The 17066-nt window shown below is 62.3% G+C and carries 14 protein-coding genes; 4 read left to right on the plus strand and 10 right to left on the minus strand.

The genetic code is table 11. The features are described 5' to 3' along the window. Window positions 1-9: 9 nt before the first annotated feature. Together HPY55_03855 and HPY55_03860 are read right to left on the minus strand one after the other, a co-directional pair. Window positions 10-1125 (minus strand): zinc-binding dehydrogenase, encoded by a 1116-nt coding sequence (locus HPY55_03855; GenBank protein ID NPV69770.1) that lies wholly within the window; start codon window positions 1123-1125, stop codon window positions 10-12. Window positions 1126-1303: 178 nt separating this feature from the next. After that, the gene (locus tag HPY55_03860; GenBank protein ID NPV69771.1) at window positions 1304-2812 is read right to left on the minus strand and encodes a sigma 54-interacting transcriptional regulator; all 1509 of its coding nucleotides are present in this window, start codon (window positions 2810-2812) and stop codon (window positions 1304-1306) included. Between the two features lie 151 nt (window positions 2813-2963). Here HPY55_03860 and HPY55_03865 point away from each other — a divergent pair, with 151 nt between their 5' ends. After that, window positions 2964-4142, plus strand: coding sequence for an HD-GYP domain-containing protein (locus HPY55_03865; protein ID NPV69772.1), 1179 nt, complete (start codon window positions 2964-2966; stop codon window positions 4140-4142). 33 nt (window positions 4143-4175) lie between these two features. Here HPY55_03865 and HPY55_03870 read toward each other — a convergent pair whose 3' ends face one another. The 6 genes from HPY55_03870 to HPY55_03895 all read right to left on the minus strand — a co-directional run bounded on the left by HPY55_03870 (window position 4176) and on the right by HPY55_03895 (window position 11269). Continuing rightward, a complete protein-coding gene (locus HPY55_03870; GenBank protein NPV69773.1) occupies window positions 4176-5561 on the minus strand; it encodes a DNA mismatch repair protein MutL in 1386 nt (461 codons plus the stop codon). Then, a complete protein-coding gene (locus tag HPY55_03875; GenBank protein ID NPV69774.1) occupies window positions 5558-7936 on the minus strand; it encodes a LuxR family transcriptional regulator in 2379 nt (792 codons plus the stop codon). Before HPY55_03875 ends, HPY55_03870 begins: the two co-directional genes overlap by 4 nt. After that, window positions 7933-8295, minus strand: coding sequence for an ornithine aminomutase (locus HPY55_03880; GenBank protein ID NPV69775.1), 363 nt, complete (start codon window positions 8293-8295; stop codon window positions 7933-7935). The genes HPY55_03875 and HPY55_03880 overlap by 4 nt, the downstream gene beginning before the upstream one ends. 9 nt (window positions 8296-8304) lie before the next feature. After that, entirely contained in the window at window positions 8305-9750 is a 1446-nt protein-coding gene (locus HPY55_03885) for a PLP-dependent lyase/thiolase (protein ID NPV69776.1), read from the minus strand. 71 nt (window positions 9751-9821) lie between these two features. Then, window positions 9822-10130, minus strand: coding sequence for a 2-amino-4-ketopentanoate thiolase (locus HPY55_03890; GenBank protein NPV69777.1), 309 nt, complete (start codon window positions 10128-10130; stop codon window positions 9822-9824). Next, entirely contained in the window at window positions 10130-11269 is a 1140-nt protein-coding gene (locus tag HPY55_03895; GenBank protein ID NPV69778.1) for an NADP-binding protein, read from the minus strand. The genes HPY55_03890 and HPY55_03895 overlap by 1 nt, the downstream gene beginning before the upstream one ends. A gap of 224 nt (window positions 11270-11493) precedes the next feature. Here HPY55_03895 and HPY55_03900 point away from each other — a divergent pair, with 224 nt between their 5' ends. The 3 genes from HPY55_03900 (at window position 11494) to HPY55_03910 (ending at window position 14843) form a co-directional block, all read left to right on the plus strand. Then, a complete protein-coding gene (locus HPY55_03900) occupies window positions 11494-11886 on the plus strand; it encodes a type II toxin-antitoxin system HicA family toxin (protein NPV69779.1) in 393 nt (130 codons plus the stop codon). A 301-nt stretch (window positions 11887-12187) separates the two neighbouring features. After that, on the plus strand, window positions 12188-12367 hold the full coding sequence (locus HPY55_03905) for a hypothetical protein (GenBank protein NPV69780.1): 180 nt from the start codon (window positions 12188-12190) through the stop codon (window positions 12365-12367). Further along, complete coding sequence (locus HPY55_03910; protein ID NPV69781.1) at window positions 12357-14843, plus strand: AAA family ATPase; 2487 nt, start codon at window positions 12357-12359, stop codon at window positions 14841-14843. Before HPY55_03905 ends, HPY55_03910 begins: the two co-directional genes overlap by 11 nt. Before the next feature lie 141 nt (window positions 14844-14984). On the opposite strand, the gene HPY55_03915 is transcribed toward HPY55_03910, so the two are convergent. Together HPY55_03915 and HPY55_03920 are read right to left on the minus strand one after the other, a co-directional pair. Then, window positions 14985-16061 (minus strand): alanine/ornithine racemase family PLP-dependent enzyme, encoded by a 1077-nt coding sequence (locus tag HPY55_03915; GenBank protein NPV69782.1) that lies wholly within the window; start codon window positions 16059-16061, stop codon window positions 14985-14987. Window positions 16062-16116: 55 nt separating this feature from the next. After that, a complete protein-coding gene (locus HPY55_03920; protein ID NPV69783.1) occupies window positions 16117-17064 on the minus strand; it encodes a DMT family transporter in 948 nt (315 codons plus the stop codon). Window positions 17065-17066: the final 2 nt, after the last annotated feature.

Consider the following 17066-nt stretch of genomic DNA (forward strand, 5'->3'; position numbering starts at 1 on the left):
ACGATGTCCTCAACAGAACAGCTTCTCGAACATCTCCCTGAGCTTCGGGCATTCTCTCAGCGTGTGCAGGGCGATTTCAGCGTGTCCCCTGGTGTATCCGTTACCGATGATCATGACCGGGTCGGCCCCGATGCCCTCCGCCGACAGCGCCGCGGCGGTGAAGCTCGTCGCCATGCTGAAGAAGTAGATCATCCCGCCATCGCGGGTCGTCATGATCGACGACATCTCGGTGCCCGGGATGTTGACGCAGTTGATGGTGACGTCGGCCTTGACCCCGCCTGTCGCCTGGAGCACCTTGTTCATCGTTTCGAGCGGCTTCGTGGCGTCGCCGGTGAACACGACGTCCGCAAGGCCGAGCTCCCTGGCCCTGGCCGCCGAACTCTCACTGTGGGCCATCACCACGACCTTGCCCGTCACGCCGGCCCTTTTCTTGGCCTCGTAAGTGCAGAGTAGACCCGATTTCCCGCCGCCGCCGATGATGAACACGACGTCGCCGGGCTTCACGAGCCGCGCGGTCTGCGCGGGCGCTCCGGCCACGTCGAGAACCGCGAGCGCCAGGGTCTCCGGCATGTCGTCAGGTAGTTTGGCAAATATGCCGCTCTCGAACAGGATGGCCTTCCCCACCACGTCCACCTGGTCCCTGTCCCTGTAGACCTTCACGATCTTCTCGAGCTTGAGCGGGGTGAGCGACAGCGACACCAGCGTGGCGATCTTGTCGCCGACCCTGAGTCCCTTCTTGTCGCGGATCGCCGGCCCGATCTCGACGACCTTACCTGTGAGCATACCACCGGAGCCGGTCACCGGGTTGTGCTGCTTCCCGCGCTTCTCAACGGTCTCCATGATGATCTGGCCGATCCGGCTGTCCACCGCGGACCAGAACTCGGGGGAATCGTGCGACCCCTTGAACGTTTCCGAGATTTCCTGCTCGGCCTGCTTTTCTATTTGCGTAAAGCTCGCAGAGTCGACATTGAGTGTCCTCACGTCTATGAGAACCTCATTGTCGTGGATTTCCATGGTATTGTCGATCCTCCAGGCCGGCTGTGGCAACGTGCCGGCTGGTTCGATCACTCTGTGCGAGCCGTACGGGCAACCCTTCTTCACAATTGCTCCCTCCCTGCGCAGCATCGGTGACTGTGGTGCCGGTGTGGAAACCCCCGAGGGGTCGCCAGCCTGAGTATATATAGTAGCAAAATTCATGCCGTTGGACGTCGTGGGCGAATACGACTGCAGGCTATGAACAGGAGCCCACACTGGCGGCACCGGCCGGCGTGGGCTCCTCGCGGGTTGTTCCGTACAGGTACACTTAACGTGGAGTGGGCCCGTCATCTCGCCGTTCATCTCGCCCCTCGTCATGCCCGCTTCCTGGCGAGCGCCTAAATTTGGGCAGCCCCAGGTTTCTGAGCCGGTATTGCAGCGTCTGCCTCGGTATGCCCAGCAAGCGCGCGGCGCGCGACACGTTCCAGCCTGAAGCCTCCATGGCGGCATGGATGATGTTCCTCTCCTGTTCACCGAGGGTTTCCCTCAGAGGGACGGGTATCGAGGGCTCAGCGGCGAGGCCGAACGCCCCCGCGCCCTGGGCGGCCCGCGCTGCGCCACGCGCGGGGCCGCGCAGGGACACCGGCAGGTGCGACAGTTCAACCGTCGTCCCATCTACCACGTTCATGGCGCCCTCGATCGCGTGTTCCAGCTCGCGGACGTTGCCCGGCCACAAGTACGACCGCAACGCCTCCATCGCCGCCCGCGACACCCCTTCGACAGACAGGCCCATCGAAGAGTTGAACTTGCGTATGAAATGTGAAACGAGCAGCGGGATGTCGCCCTTCCGGTCGCGCAGCGGCGGTATCGTCAGGAATACGACGTTGAGGCGGTAGTAGAGGTCGGACCGGAGTTCGCGTCTATGTATCGCCTCCGCCGGGTCGACACTCGTAGATGCCATGATCCTCACGTCGATCCTGCGGATACCGGTTTCACCGATGCGCCGCACGGTACGGTCCTGGATTGCGCGCAGGAGCTTGGCCTGCAGCCCGATGGGCATCGAGTTGATCTCGTCCAGGTACAGCGTCCCGCCGTGAGCGAGCTCGAACAGCCCCGGCCTGTCCTTGGCCCCCGTGAATCCGCCTCGCGCTGTACCGAAAAGCAACCCCTCAAGCAGCGTCTCGGGGACGGCCGCGCAGTTCTGAGCGACGAAAGGCCCGCCCGAACGCAGGCTTGCCGAGTGTATGGCCTGGACCAGGATTTCCTTGCCCGTGCCGGTTTCCCCGAACACGAGCACCGAGGAGTTTGTCCGCGCCGCCCTCGCAGCGAGAGCCTTGAGATCCACTACCCTCGAGTCCTCGCTGACGAAATCGGCAAGAGTGAAGAGCCCGGAGCCTGGCCGGTCGTCCCTGGCGGCGCCTACCTTCTTTCCGAGGAGCTCAGCCTGGAGGTCGACAATTTTTTCGGACAACTTCTTGACGTTAGTTATGTCGCGCGATACCTCGACGGCGCCTGCGACCTTGCCACCGACGATGATCGGAAGCGTCGAGTTTACGGCGGTTACCTTCCGTCCCTTGAAGCTCGTGTACGTCTGCTGCTGGTTCAGGATCGGCTTGCCCGACTTCATCACGTTGAGCAGCGTACTCGTCGACTCAGTCAACGAGGGGAACACCTCGAGGACGTGCCTGTTTATCACCTCGGCGGCGTGAAGTCCCTCCATACGCGCCGCCGCCTGGTTGTACAGGATCGTTATCCCCGCCGAGTCGACGACGTGAATACCTTCTTCCACCGAGTCGAGGATTGCCCTGAATGCTTCGATGTTCAAAAGGTCGGTCACCGGCTGATCACCCCATAAGCCCGCCGTGTTGATTCTGCCGGATTTTCGGCAATATGAGCATTCAATGGCGGATGGCGAAAATCCTCCGGCCCTGGCCGGACAGGCTATTTCGAAGCGGCGGAATCATCGATAAGGTAATTGGGGGGTCATCGTGAGGCTCATTCCTGCCAAGCTCGCCACACACGGCATGAGGTTGGGTCGTTCGGTCCTCGATTCCGAGGGTCGCCTGATCCTCGCCGCCGGTTTTACCTTGCGCCAGAGATACATAGACCTGCTTGTGCAGCAGGGCTATACCTCCCTCTACGTCGCCGACGATCTCGAGGAGGTAGAGCTCCCCGAGTTGGTCACCGTCGAAACGCGCAGAGAGGTCATGTCCTGCATAATGGAGTTCACGGGCGTGGGTAAGATAGGTAAGATGGGTAAGATGGCAGCGACCGGCCAGGCGGCGTCCACCTTTACCGCCCAGGCGATGGCGGCGGGCAAGACCAAAGCCCGGCCGGACGTGACCTCGAGGCTGGCCAGGGTGGCCCAGATGCTGGTCGACGAGATCATCTCCAGACCCGAGGTCGTCATTGGGTTGCTGGATATCAAGTCCCTGCACGACTACACCTTCGCCCACTCCGTACAGGTGGCGCTCGTGGCGATGGCCTCGGCCAGGGTCCTGGGGTACAACAGGAAGGATCTGCTCGACCTCGGGATGGGCACCCTGCTCCACGACGTCGGGAAAGTGGCCGTGGATGAATCGCTGTGGAACAAGAAAGAACGGCTGGACAACGAGGAGTACGAGGTGGTCAAGACCCACACGACGGCCGGATTCGACTTCCTCCGCAAGGCGAACGTCGGCCTTCTGCCGGCGCACGTGGCATTGCAGCATCACGAGCGGTGGAATGGTAGCGGCTACCCGCGCGGACTGAGGGAACAGGAGATACTGAAGCACGCGCGGCTCTGCGCCGTGTGCGACGTGTTCGACGCGATAACGTCCGATAGGCCGTACAAGCAGGCGCTACACCCATCGGAGGCGCTGGCGTTCATCTCCGAGAACGCGGGGTCCCTGTTCGACCCGGAGATGGTCGATGCGTTGCATTCCGTCATAGCGCCGTATCCGGTTGCCACCAGTGTGTTGTTGTCCACGGGCGAGACCGCGGTCGTCAAAAGGATAAATTACCGGGCGCTGGACAGGCCGCTGGTCGTACTCACGAAAGATCCTCAGAACAGGTACTACAAGACTCGCCGCGACATCGACCTCTCCGAGGTGGACGAAGTAACTATTACAGGATACGTTTCCTGGCAAGGCGAGGGCGCCGCGACGGACGGGGTCCCCGGCAACTAAACTGTGCGCCTTGCGTGTGAGCGCTCGCCCTATCTAGACTCCCAGGCTCTGCTTCAATATCTGTGTTGCTGCCTCTGGATGGGACAACCCGAGCACTCCAACGGAAGACATGACGTAGTCATTATCGATGAGCACCTCCGCCGAGGACGGGTACAGCGCCTGCCCGCCCCACGCTCCGGCGCAAGCCACGCGCTCCAGTATCGTGCCGATGATGCCGCGGCCCCCCGCCAGCCTGGCCAGCGCCCCACCCGTGCCGATTACCCATTTTACCCGCGTGAGGTCCTTGCCCTCGGCAATTCTGGACATCCCCGAGTATCCGGCGACGGTCCGCACTACCCCCGCGTGGCGCTGCAAGGCGACCCGGGCGCACTCAAGCGCCAGCCTCTCCACGAGCGCGGTCTCCGCCGGCGTCTCGGGAATGGCGTGGCCGGCGGAGACCATCGATTCCAGCAGGGACCGGGAATCCGCCCCCATCTCGCGGTCGAGCAGGCCCCAGCCGATCCGCTCCGCGACGTTCGCCGCATTGACGAAAACCCCGAGGTCGCCTTCCACAGTCCGCTTGGCGAGCGGCTCGGGTGAAGAAAGTATCTTGCTTATCTCCTCCGAGCCCTCGGTCACGGAATGGACGTCGGTGGTGGCGCCGCCGACGTCCAGCACGACAAGATCGCCGATCTCGCGATACAGGAGTCCGGCCGCGTTCATGACGGCGCCAGGGGTGGGTACGATCGCGCCGTCTACCATGTCCCTGATCTTCTCCATTCCGGGGGCGACCACTATGCGCTCCTCGAATACGCGCTGGATGGCCCGCCTGGCGGGTTCCACGTTCAGGTGATCGATCCTGGGGTAGACGTTGGCCACGGGCATCACCCGAAGACCCGCCCCGTGCAGGATCGAGGTTACCTCCTCGCGCGCGGCCACGTTGCCAGCGTATACGACGGGCGCATGAAGCCGCAGGGATGCGATGACGCGGGCGTTGTGCACGACGGTATGGCGCTCACCGTGGTCGACCCCACCGGCCAGGAGGATGATACTGGGGCGAATCCTGGCGAGGGTCTCACCATCCCGGGGGGTCATAGGCCCCGCCGTAATCATCCTGACGATGGCGCCGGCGCCGAGCGCCGCCTCGCGCGCGGCGCGGGCGGTCATTTCGTAAGCCAGGCCGTGCACGGTCATGCGCAGGCCACCGGCCGCGCTTGAAGACGCGAGCATGGAGTCCCACGTAAGCCTCGCGCCAAGGGAATCCTCGAGGGATTTCACCGCCTCTTGCAGTCCTGCGGTTACGTCGCCCTCCAGCACGGTTGTGCGGGCGATCCCCTGTCCCACGAGGCGCGACCGGCCGCTCCCGGCGAATACGCCGCTGAACGCGTTGACCAGAGTCGTGGTGCTCCCGACCTCGGCTACGAGGACGTCGACTCTCAAGAGGGGGGTATCCCCCGGCGGGCGGGGAGGTTCCTCACGCGGTGCCTCACGATGAAACTTGCGACGTCGCTGCCTTTCGTGCCACGCCCGAACCCCGCGTCCATCCCGCAGTCCCGCGCTACTTCGTCGGAGATCTGCGTACCCCCGGCGATCAGGAGCACCCTGTCACGTATACCCTTCTCCACGCAGGCGTCGTGAAGCCTCCTTAGATTGATGCGGTGTATGCCGGCGTGAGTGATTATCGTGGAGGCGAGTATCGCTTCAGCGTCGATCTCAACGGCTGCGTCGACCAGCTTCTCGATGGTGACCGATGTCCCAAGATAATGGCATTCGATTCCGTACTTTTCGATGCCGCCGTGCTTCACGTCGATGATCTCGCGCATTCCCGCCGAGTGTTCGTCCTCCCCGATCGTGGCGGCGACTACCCTGAGCGGCCGCTCCCCGACACTGCGCCTGATTTCGTCCTCCGGCAGGCGCGCCTGCTTCTCCGGTATAACCAGGTCGCGGGGATCGATGTCGTACTCCACCGTGCCCTTCACCTCGACCAGCGTCCCCTCGGCGGGGTGCATCGCCTGGCTGTGGACGACCTCGGCCTCGCGGATGCCCATGCGCCGGGCGATCTCCAGCGCGGCGTGTTGAGCCGTCTCCTCCGCGGCGGGAAGGAACAACCGCAGCTCGACGTAGCCGTCAGCGTACCACTGTACCTCGGGCCTGATCAGCCCGGACTCCCTGTGTCCGGCTGTCCTCGCAAGCCGCTCGTTCACGTTGTCCTCTTCGTCGAGCTCGTCTATGAACCTTATCTTCGAGGGGTCGCACAGTGTGCAGCCGTCGATGAGGTCGCAGGGCCGCGTGGCTGGTTCCATGCCCGGCCCCGCGCCGGTCATCGCACCCGGCCGCGCGCCCGGGTATTCCGCGCCGCGCGGCAGATTGTTCACGCCGAAATGGTAGCAGACAGGGGCCATGTAATCGGGGTCCCTCGGGACCACCGTGCCCGCGCCGGCTCCCCCGCCGGGAGAGCGAGGGATTCCGTCGCCGGCGCGCTCGGGGTAATACCCGGAGTCAACGAAGAAGCCGCGCGCGACCGCTTCGAAGTAGCCGGTCTCGGCGATTTCCTCCATGAACAGGAGCGCCCTCTCCTTGATTTCTCGCACCCTCGCCCCAAGCGGGCCGTCCATGTTGAGCGAGACCATCTCGCGGAGGCCGTCCATACCGGCGAGCGCCTGCTTCGCCGTGTCGATCGCCGCGATGTTGTTGAAGTGCCACGGCACCTGCCGGCCCTCGTCGGGCGTGATCGTGCTCTGGATGTCCGCCGAGGTGAGCCTGGTAATCAGCAGGTTGAGGACGTGCGTGACGGTCGCTTCGCGCTGGTCCGATTCGATGTAGCGGGTGTTCATCTGGGCTCTGAACTTGAAGCCCCGGAATAACTCGCGGACCGCAACGGCGTAGGGCAGGTCGATCCTGACGTTCGGGGCGGGCGGCGCGGTGGGCGGGACCGTCGAAAGGCAGATGTTCTCCTGCGGCACGCCCGCCCTCATGGAGAAGTAGCAGTTGATTGCGTGCTGCACGATGAGCTCGGGCATCACCTTCCACGCCTCCCGTGCGGTGGCGTTGGCGTTGTGAGCCCCGTCGATCTGTATCATGCCCTGCGATGCCATTATCGCCTTGGCCGCGGCGGCGTCGACGAATGACCGCAGCATGTTTACGTTCCTGTACAGTACGTTGTACTGCGGGTCCTGGTGGGCGCCGTTCACGCCTTCCTCCGCGAACAGCGTGGCCATCTCCGGACCCGCGACCCCTGACACGTAAGAGTGGAAGTTGATCGGCCGGCCCACTTCATCTTCGATGAGATCGAGCGCCTTCCGCGTGGCACGTAGCTGCTTCCTCGTTATGGGCACACCACCGACGCCCTCGGGCGTGCCTTCTATCAGCCCGTCGAAATGGCTCTGCCCCGCGGTGCGAATCACCATGATATGGTCGGCGCCGTGCCACGCCGCCATCCTCATTCTCCTGAGGTCGTCCTCGAACCGGCCCGAGGCGATCTCGGTCGTGACCACGCAGTCCGGCTGAGGGTCGATCCCGCCGAAGTTCCTCGCTGCGGGGAGCGGAATACCGCGTGGCAACTGCTCGCTTGTCTCCAGGTAGTCGAACTGCCACATCCGGCGCGGCTCGCGGGCGCCAGCCCTCCACGTCCACCCTTTCCGCCTCGGGCGGTAGTGCTCGAGACCCTCCAGGATCGCGTACACGTCGAGCTTCCTCGACGGGTCGAGGACGCCCGGGGGAACCTGGCCGGCGTGACCGGCTGGGCCGGAGGGGCCCGCCGGCTGTGTCGACGGCTCCAGCGGCTGCCCCGCACCGGCCGGACCTTCGGCGTTCATTGGATCTCAAACTCCTTCTGCACCTCGTCCCAGCCCCTGCCGGACGCCAGATCGGCGCCCGCTTCGTTTATGCTGCACCCCCGCCGGCACGCCAGGCGGTAGACCGCGTTTCCGGCGCCTTTTCCGAGCAGGCCTTTCTCCACGCACTTTTCCACAATCGCTCGCGCTTCGAGACTGGAGAGCCCCATCCTCAGCAGCACCGACCTTTCAATGGAGGGCGATGTGTGCGTCCTCGCGAGCTCGATGAGCGGGTCGACCACCCGCGCTGTGGCTGACCAGAACCGCCTGTGGAGTTCATCATCGGAGAGGCCGGCGATGGATTTACGCCTCTGTTCGAAATTGTCTGCGCGACGGACCAACTCCCAGGTTCACCCCCCACCTGCGATAGTCACGCCCAGGTCACTGAGGACGGAGGTCACGAATCCATCGTCTCTCCGGGTCTCCTCGGCGAGGAACCGCACATCTTCCACAGTCACCTCGGACACCCCCGAGTTCCGGACCGCATTCCTTATGAGCGATGCGCGGATGCGGTCCAGTTCCAGGTCGCGGACGGACATCTGGGCGGGGTGTTCGGGTATTATTATGGAGCGGCCGGGCACGCTGCCGGCCGGATTCCCTCGCCTGACCTCCACCCCGTTCCGCCGGGCGAAAGTGAGTTGCGCGGTGGGGTGTTTCCCCGCGCCCGTGTATTCTGTCTCCTGCACGACGATGATCTGGTCCCCGTCCATCTCCCGTGCGATCGCGACCGCGGCTGCCAGCGACGTGTTGCCCGCCGGACCCCGCTCCAGCCCCTCGAGCGACGCGAGCATCTCGGTGGCGTAGAACGCCTCGCCCTGAGTCACCGTTACATACCTGTCCATGTACCTCAGTGGCCTCGCCGCGTTGCGCGGGACGTCCGACCTGTCAGGCCAGGTGGCGAACGGGATGCCGAAGCCAGTGTGGCCGGTTGTAAAGGACTTCCTGTTGAAGTCCGAGTCCGACGCCATGTGCAGGCCCGCCAGGTCGACGCTTACCCCGATGACCGTGGGACGCGCGCTCCGGCTGGGACGCGCGCTCCCGGCGATCGTCTTCAGTATTCCCCTCGCCGTCCCGGTCACGTTGCCGCCGCCGGCGTGGGTGATGCAGACCGCGTCCGGGTTTCGCCCGTACTCCCGCCTGACCTGCTCCACGACCTCGGCACCAAGGGTCTCAACGCCCGCGATCCCGAACGGTGTGTACAGCGATGCGTTGAAGTAGCCCGTTTCCTCGAGTAGCCTCAGGAAAACGTAGAACAGCTCCGGCCCCACGCTCAGTTGCACGACCTCCGCGCCGTAGGCCTCGCACGCGCGGGCCTTCTCCATTATCTCGGGCTGGCCGATCCCCCGGCTGTCGTACGCCTCCTGCACAACGATGCACTTGAGGCCGCGGACGGCCGCCTGCGAGGCGACGGCGGCTCCGTAGTTGCCGCTTGTGGCTGCTATCACACCCTTGAACCCAAGCCTCTTCGCATGGTAGACTGAAACGCTGGCGCGCCTGACCTTGAAACTTCCGGAGGGGTTGCACGCCTCGTCCTTTACCAGGATGGTAGCACCTTTGCCGGGGGGCGAGATGCTCCTGACGAGCCTGGTTATGTTCCTGAGTTCGATCAGCGGTGTGTTGCCCACGCCGGTCTCGGCCTGGATACCCCTCACCTCGTCCAGCGTGTACCCTGCCTCGCGCATCATCCCCTCGTAATCGAACGAGAGGCGCCCTGTCGAGAACCGGTCGTAGTCGATCCCGACCGAACGAAGGATGATCTCGGGCCGCCGCGCCATCACCGCCTGGTAGCTGTACATCCCCTGGCGCTGCGCGTCGACCGGCTCTTGCCACGCGGGATTGAACGGAGAAGCGCCAGAGGCGGCGGCGCTCATTTCTGTGCCTCCGCCTCGCGCTCCAGGAGGGCCCGAAACTCCTCCCCCGCGACCAGGAGTTCGAGCACCGGCTGCCCGAAATCATGGGGGTAAGCGGGATTTATCGCGACGAGTGTCCCTTCCACCAGGCGGCCGGTCATGGTCCTCACGGTCGCGTGGTCTCCAAGCATGGCGTCGTGCTCCAGGAACCCTTTGACCCGCATCTCGAGCGGCACACCTTGCGTGTCCTCCGGGACCTGCGGCGCCCTTTCGCCCGGCTTCAGCAGGACGTCATACACCTGTACCCAGTCCCCTGCCCTGCCCATCAGTCGACCACCCCGGTTATGCCCTCGGCGCCAACGGATCTGGTGGTGTCCTGCGGCCGCGCCGCTACCCCGCCGGCCGCCGCCCCGCCGGCCCCTGCCCCGGCCACGATTTCGTCACCGGGGTAGCGGTAGGCCGGCATCACCCCGAGGACTTCGCGGATGTCGGACATCCATGCCCTCGGGAGCGGGAGGTCGTTCATGGTGACGATCCCCGCCGGGGCGTTCAGCACGTGGGGGATCATGTTCACCGCCACTGCGATAGTGCCGGTCCCGCCCGGGATTTCGGGCTTGATGCTGAGATTGATCCCCGGTTCGCCCTCAATGCTTATGTAGTCGCCGGTCTCGATGCCTTCGACCTCGGGGTGTATCTGCTGCGGGTGTTCGAGGGTAATTACCTCCTTGCCGTCCACGAAACCCTTCCCAATGTGCTTGCAGCCCGCCACCATGCCCGGAGCGACTTGCACGTGCGGTGTAGCCCTCCGGACGGTAGAGATGATGGGCTCGCGCGTTTCCTCCACCCTGTCGAGTCTCCAGCCCAGGGCGCGTGCTATCAGCGCCATGGACTCGGGGAACCCTATGTGCCCCACAATAGTCCCGCGCTTGACCCCTTCCTGGAACTCCTCGGGGCTGGTCCCCACCCCCTGCGTCCGCATGACCGTCGGCCCGAAAGGTGAAAGGTCGTTTATCCGGGAGGCGTGAATGCGGTCAACCCTGGTACAGGCGCCGGTGAGTGTCACAATCAGCGCGTCGAGAACGAATCCGGGGTTCACGCCCGTCCCGAGTATACTAACTCCGTGTTCCTTAGCCGTTGCGTCGAGCGAGGCGGCCAGGTGAGGGCTACCCATCCAAGGGTACGCCATCTCCTCCGCGATGGAGATCACGTCGAGGGACGCCCTTGCGCACTCCTCGAGTTGCTGGTAGACCTCCTTCACGAACGAGCCGGTGGAGTGGATTACGATGTCCGCGCCGGCCTTGCCGATGACCGTTCCGGGGTCCGTAGTGACTGTTACGCCGGTACGTTCGTCGAGGTCCAGGGCCTCGCCGAGGTCCATACCCGCCTTGAGCGGATTCGCCCTGATCGCCCCGACGATCTCGACGCCGGGCCGCCGCATGAGGACCCTGCCGACACCCGACCCCATCGCGCCGAGTCCCCACAGGATAACCCTGATGGACACAGTACCGCCCCCCGAATCATCTTTCCCCGATCAGTGGTTTCCAACGAAGGGGCGGTCTAAACGCAATGTGAGTCATGCAGCCTTGCGGCCCGTGTGAAGAGCGGTGGCTATTGCGTGCCGGCCTTCACCTTATGTGATAGGGTCCCCGAAGGTCTATGTCGTCGACGAAAACCTCGGCGTAAAGGCGAATCTGCTCGATTAGATCCGTTACCGCCTCATGCCCATCTCGGCCATTCGCAGCCAAGCCCAGCGGGTCATACCGCACTGTTACAGACCCATCGTCTTCGGGCAATAGTACGTACGTCTTTCCACGAGGTCTGGCCGCATCCAGTATCGCGCAGTATCGCGCGCCCTCGGGCTACACATTCAATGACTTTCGCAAGGGGATAAGTCGCCTGGGGTCCGTTCCAGTCCGCCACAAGGGGCGCCATGAAGTTTGGCGCCATGTGGATGAACAAGGCCGTGTTCAAACCGTATGCATAAGCCGAAAGCATAACGACGAGATCCCTCGCAGCCTCCTCCATGAAATGCTGCGCCGAGCCAGCCTGACCAAGGATGAGTTCGCCCGGGCGCTGGAATAAATAACAATCAAGCGATGCAGTGCGAGCACGACCCAACAGCGTGAGTCCTCGTCATCTCAAGAGCCTGGACACCCGGGCTGGTAGTTGACCCTCCAAGACTGGAGTCCCCTGACGCCCTCGCTGGCTGAGCCGCCATTTCGAAGCCAGCATGCCCGGGCTATCGATCGGTCAGCGTTTTCTCGCTCCAGCGTAGTTTGATACCCGGGCTGCACGAATCTGACAACAGATTGCAATCTTCTCCATTTGGTGAATTATGGTATGATTAAGTTGTACGATCATATTCCCACGGGGGGCATTTGGCATGGATGGCCAAGATGACATCACGTCGAAGAGGCAGGGTTTCATAGACAGTCTCATTGGCCAACTTAAGGACCCGATACACAAGCGGCTGGTTGAGGTTTACGCAGGTTCAGAACCAATAACTGGCGTGCAGGCCGAGCTTGACGAGATTCTCGTCGAGGTGCTGCGCCATGAAGATTGAGAGCATTACAATTCAGGGATTCCGAGGCTTCAACGAGGCAAGAACGTTCACTTTTCACAACGCCCTTACGCTCATCCATGGCCCCAACAGCTACGGGAAGACCAGCATATCCGAGGCTTTGGAGTGGCTCCTCTATGGAGTGACGTCTAAAGTTGAGAAGGCCGAGTCCAAGGATGAGTTTAAGGGCTGCTACCGAAACTGCCATCTAGCGCCCAGCCTCGCCCCGTTTGTTGAGGCAGTTTTCGTCGATGGATCTAACAGATATGAGCTGCGGGGAGATCTGGGAGAGAACGACCAGATCACGCGCTCCTTTAACGGCTCGAAGGTCGACAATTGGCCGCTCGGCTTCAGTGCAACGCCGAAGCCATTCGTTCTCCAACATGCCCTGAAGTACTTACTCTGGGCTAAGCCTGATGAGAGGTTCCAGGCCTTTGCCCGCCTTCTCGGACTGGAGGACCTCGATCAAGCCCAAAAGGATTTCACGTCTCTGGCTACCAAACCCGAAGCCAGAGTCCCACGCGAGGTTAAGGAGGTCCTCGACAATGCATCTCGCATCGAGGCCAGCCTTGCCTTGAGAGTGCCATTCGCTGCCATATCTAAGGCTCTGAAAAAGGGGAAGGCGGGCTTGCCAGAGGTGTATCGCCTGTTACTCGCGGAGGCGAAGAAACGGGCGCCTCAGGGCACTCCTGACGATCGTTTGGGCCTAGAGCTGAATCGACAGTGCGAAGAAGCCAGGAGCAGGGTGCTGGGAGGTCGCCTGTCTATAGAGGGATTTTCCGAACAGGATATCAAAGCCAATGCGGACGATGAACAATACTTTCTCAGCCTGCTTTCGGAGGAGTTCGCATCCAAGTACATGGAGTTGGCGGCTCTTGATACTGTGAGTAGCCTCATGGAAATCGCTCAATTCCTTGGCGTGGGCCTACGCCTCACAGAACGGAACCCGGACATCTGCCCGTTTTGCGGTCAAGACATGGGTTCCAGCCTTCTCGAGCATGTCCGAGAGCAGCATGCGGAGGTCTCTCGGCAAACCGAGCATGTCAGAGGGCTTACAAAGCAACGTGCAGAACTCGAGTCGCTCTTGACTAATCTGGAAACCCGAATCTCGTCATTCCATACCCGCCACGTCAGGAAGGCTGCAAACCTACCCAGCAGTGAATCGATGATGGCTCAAATCAAGACCATCCTCGGCACGCAAAACGAGCACCATTTCAAATCGCTCGAGAAGGCTGTCCAGCAGATAGAACCTAGTAAGCAGAATCTGGGGAAAGCGTACGCCAAAGTCTCCGAGGCGTTCAAGGCTCTCAATCTTCGAATAGGCAGCGGGACCCCGGACTCTTCTCTTCTAAAGGATCTGGCGGGGTCACTTAACACTTACATCGTGACTGCCAGGAGCTTCTCGGACTTGGTTGCCAATATTTTGCAGCCGGTTACGGATGTCATTAGGATCCTGCAAGCCGAGATAGACAAGGCTGCAGGAACTGAGGAAATCGCAGCGCTTGTAGATCTGTTCCAGCACTGGGGCACGATGAAAAAGGCGTGTGCGATTCGTGACATCTTGGAGGGCCTCAAGGATCTGAAGAAGTCCGTCGACACATACGTTGCCAGCACCGTGTATTCTCTGGTGTCAACCGATCTGACGACAAAGGTAATGAAGTGGTATGACCTGATAAGGACGACGGTCGATCCTGACGTGCACTTCAATGGTTTCGACATGGAACGAACCAAGTCAGGTGAGCTGAAAGCGCGCCGAATACAGGTCAAGGCAGCCTCTTATGGAAAGGACCTGGTAAGTGCCGTCTCGTCACTTAGCGAATCGAAACTCAATGCTCTGGGCCTCGCTATTAGCATATCAACCAACCTATCCAAAGACTGCCCCTTCGGCTTCCTCTTTATAGACGACCCCATCCAGTCGTGGGATGATCAACACGAAACGCAGTTCATCGAGGTGATCCTCAAGCTAGTCGAGGAAGGCAAGCAGGTTATCCTATTATCCCATCAGTCCCCATGGCTTGACAGCGTTCGAACGCGTTGTCGAATGTTGAATGGGCGCTATTATCAGATAACGGGATACACTAGACTGGGTCCGCACGTTCAGGGGACTTCGTGGGAGAAGTGGAGTAACCGCCTGGATCTGGTCGACGCTATACTGAAGGACCCGGGCGCACTCGAGGTGAAGATGCAGCAGGCAGAGGAAGAGATACGGCTGGTCGTGACTGATGTGACTTCCCAGATCTATCTAAGACACAAGGGACAATGGAAAGACCCGGGCAAACTTAACTCTAAAGATGTTGCCAGACTACTGACGGAATGCGGAGTCGATTCAGGTCTAGTCCAGCGGATAGTCATGACATTCAAGACTACAGACGAAGCCCACCATGTGTCGTCCAAGTATCAGCCCGACAGACAGAGGCTAAGGTGCTATCATTCATGGGCTCACGAACTCGGGAAGCTGCTGGATGACCGAAAGCCTTGACGAAGAGGTGGTGCTGCTAGGAGAGGAATACAGACTCCGGCGCCACAAAGCGCCGGAGTCTGTATAGGCAGCGACCTTTCGCTCAGTATCAAGAACGCAACCTGGGGTGGATGCCCGTCCGGGTGAAGGCCTGCCGAACACCTACGGTGAGCGTGAGATTACGGCCTTCTCCACGTACTCCGACGTCATCAGCCGGAGCATCGCGGGGTATTGTACCCAGAACTCCACGAAGCCCCCGGGCCGCACCGGTGCGGCCGCGTCGGTCACGTCCAGAATGAGATGGTCGCTCGATGCGCCGATTATCGAGACGCCGGGGTCGCACGGCTTCAGGCCGCCGATCTCGACGTCCTGCTTACCGACTGCGGCGATGGCCCGCACCCGTACCCCTCTGTCGACGAACGCGGGCTTGAGGCCGAACGCGTCAACCCCGGTTGGCCCCTCGGGCCTGGAGGGCTTGTGCTGCACCTCGATGACCTCGGCAACCAGCCTGAACGTGTCGCTCCGGGTCCCCGGGACGACGCGCTGATTCGACGTGTCGGTCCCGTTCAGTATGGCCTCGCCTATCCGAAGGTGCGTCACGCCCGCAGGCATTTCGCCTGACTCCATGAGGATTGTGGTCGCGGTGTTCCCGCCAGAGACACCAACGGGGAACCCCAACTCCCGGCCAACCCCGGCAGCCAGATCCACCAGAACCTGCACGTTCTCCCTGGTAGGTAGCACGCCGCTGAGGCAGGCCACGTTGGTGCCGAGCGCCTCGAGCCTGACACCCTTGAACGACGCGATCTGCCGGCACACACTCCGCACGCGCTCCGGCATCAAGCCCTCACGACGCTCCCCGACGTCAACCATGAGCGTGACGCGATGCATGCGCCCGATCGCAGCCGCCCGTTCGCCGATAGCGCGGATCACTTCCGGTTCAGAATTCAGGCTGTGGTCCGCAAGGGATACGAGTTCGTCGAGTTCCGACGGGGATGGCAACCGGATCAACATCAGCTCAGTTGTTATCCCCGCCCGCCGCAGCCCGGCCAGGTTGACGAGCCTGGAGTCGGCCAGCATTGAAACCCCGCCGCGGAGCATGGCTCCCGCGACGGCGGGGTGGCCGCACGCACCCTTGGTGACGCCGATGACAGCGATCCCCCACCGTGCGCACTCGTTCACGACCCTGCGTGCGTTCTCCTCGATGCGTCCAGGGTATATCTCTATCCTCGGGTATCCCACGCCTGCACCTCCCGCACCCGCGCGGCGGCCCGGCGGGCGGCGCTAACGCCTGTCATCAGTCGTCGGCGCCCGTCTTCGCGCCGCTCTTTGCGCTCGTTTCCACCGCAGCGGCGGCCCCGAAACCTTCCACCTGGGACATGATCATACCCAGGAAGATGAGTGCGTCACCGACGAACCCCTTCAGTCCGATGGCCTCGTGGAGGATGAAGTAGCTCGCGATGGCTGCGAATACCGGCTCGGTGGCGAGGAGCAGCGCCGCGCGAGTCGGCTCAGTGACCTGCTGCGCCCAGTTCTGGACCAGCATCGCTCCTATCACGTTGCACACCGTAAGATAGACCATACATGCGAGCGGGGCCGCCGGAAGTACGCCCGGCAGCGGCTCAAGGAACAAACCCACCACGACTGTCAGGATGCCGGCGAAACCTATCTGCAGTGTCGCGATCGTCACCGGATCCTCGGAGGGCGCGAACTTACCGACCGCTATGATGTGCATCGCAAACCCAACAGCGCACAGCGTCCCCAGCACCTCACCCAGACCGAATCTGAGGCCCCCGGGCTCAAGGCAGAGCACCCCGAGGCCCACCAGCGAAGTGACGGCCCCCGCCGTTGAGAGCCAGCCGGGCTTCTTCCGCAGCAACACCGCCTGGAACATCGGAACGAAGACCACGTAGAGGCCGGTCAGGAATGCGACCATGTTGACCGAGGTGAGCTGCATAGCGATGGTCTGGGGCATGTACGCGATGCCGAGGAAGAAGCCGATGATGGCGCCCGCCTTGATCGTGGACCACTTCGCCCTGAGTATCCTCGAAGGGAACAGCGCGGTCAGCAGCACGAAACTGGCCACGAAGCGCAGCCAGAGGAAGGTCAGGGGGCCGAGCCAGCCGAGGACGTATTTCACGGCCACGAAGCTCGCGCCCCACGAGACAGCCACCATTAACAGCAGGAACTCACCGAGCACTCGTCGTTTACCGTAACCCGGACTCAAATCGGAACCCGGACCCACCC

The organism is Bacillota bacterium (genome assembly GCA_013178305.1).
In the GTDB taxonomy this organism is placed as follows: domain Bacteria; phylum Bacillota; class Sulfobacillia; order JABLXB01; family JABLXB01; genus JABLXB01.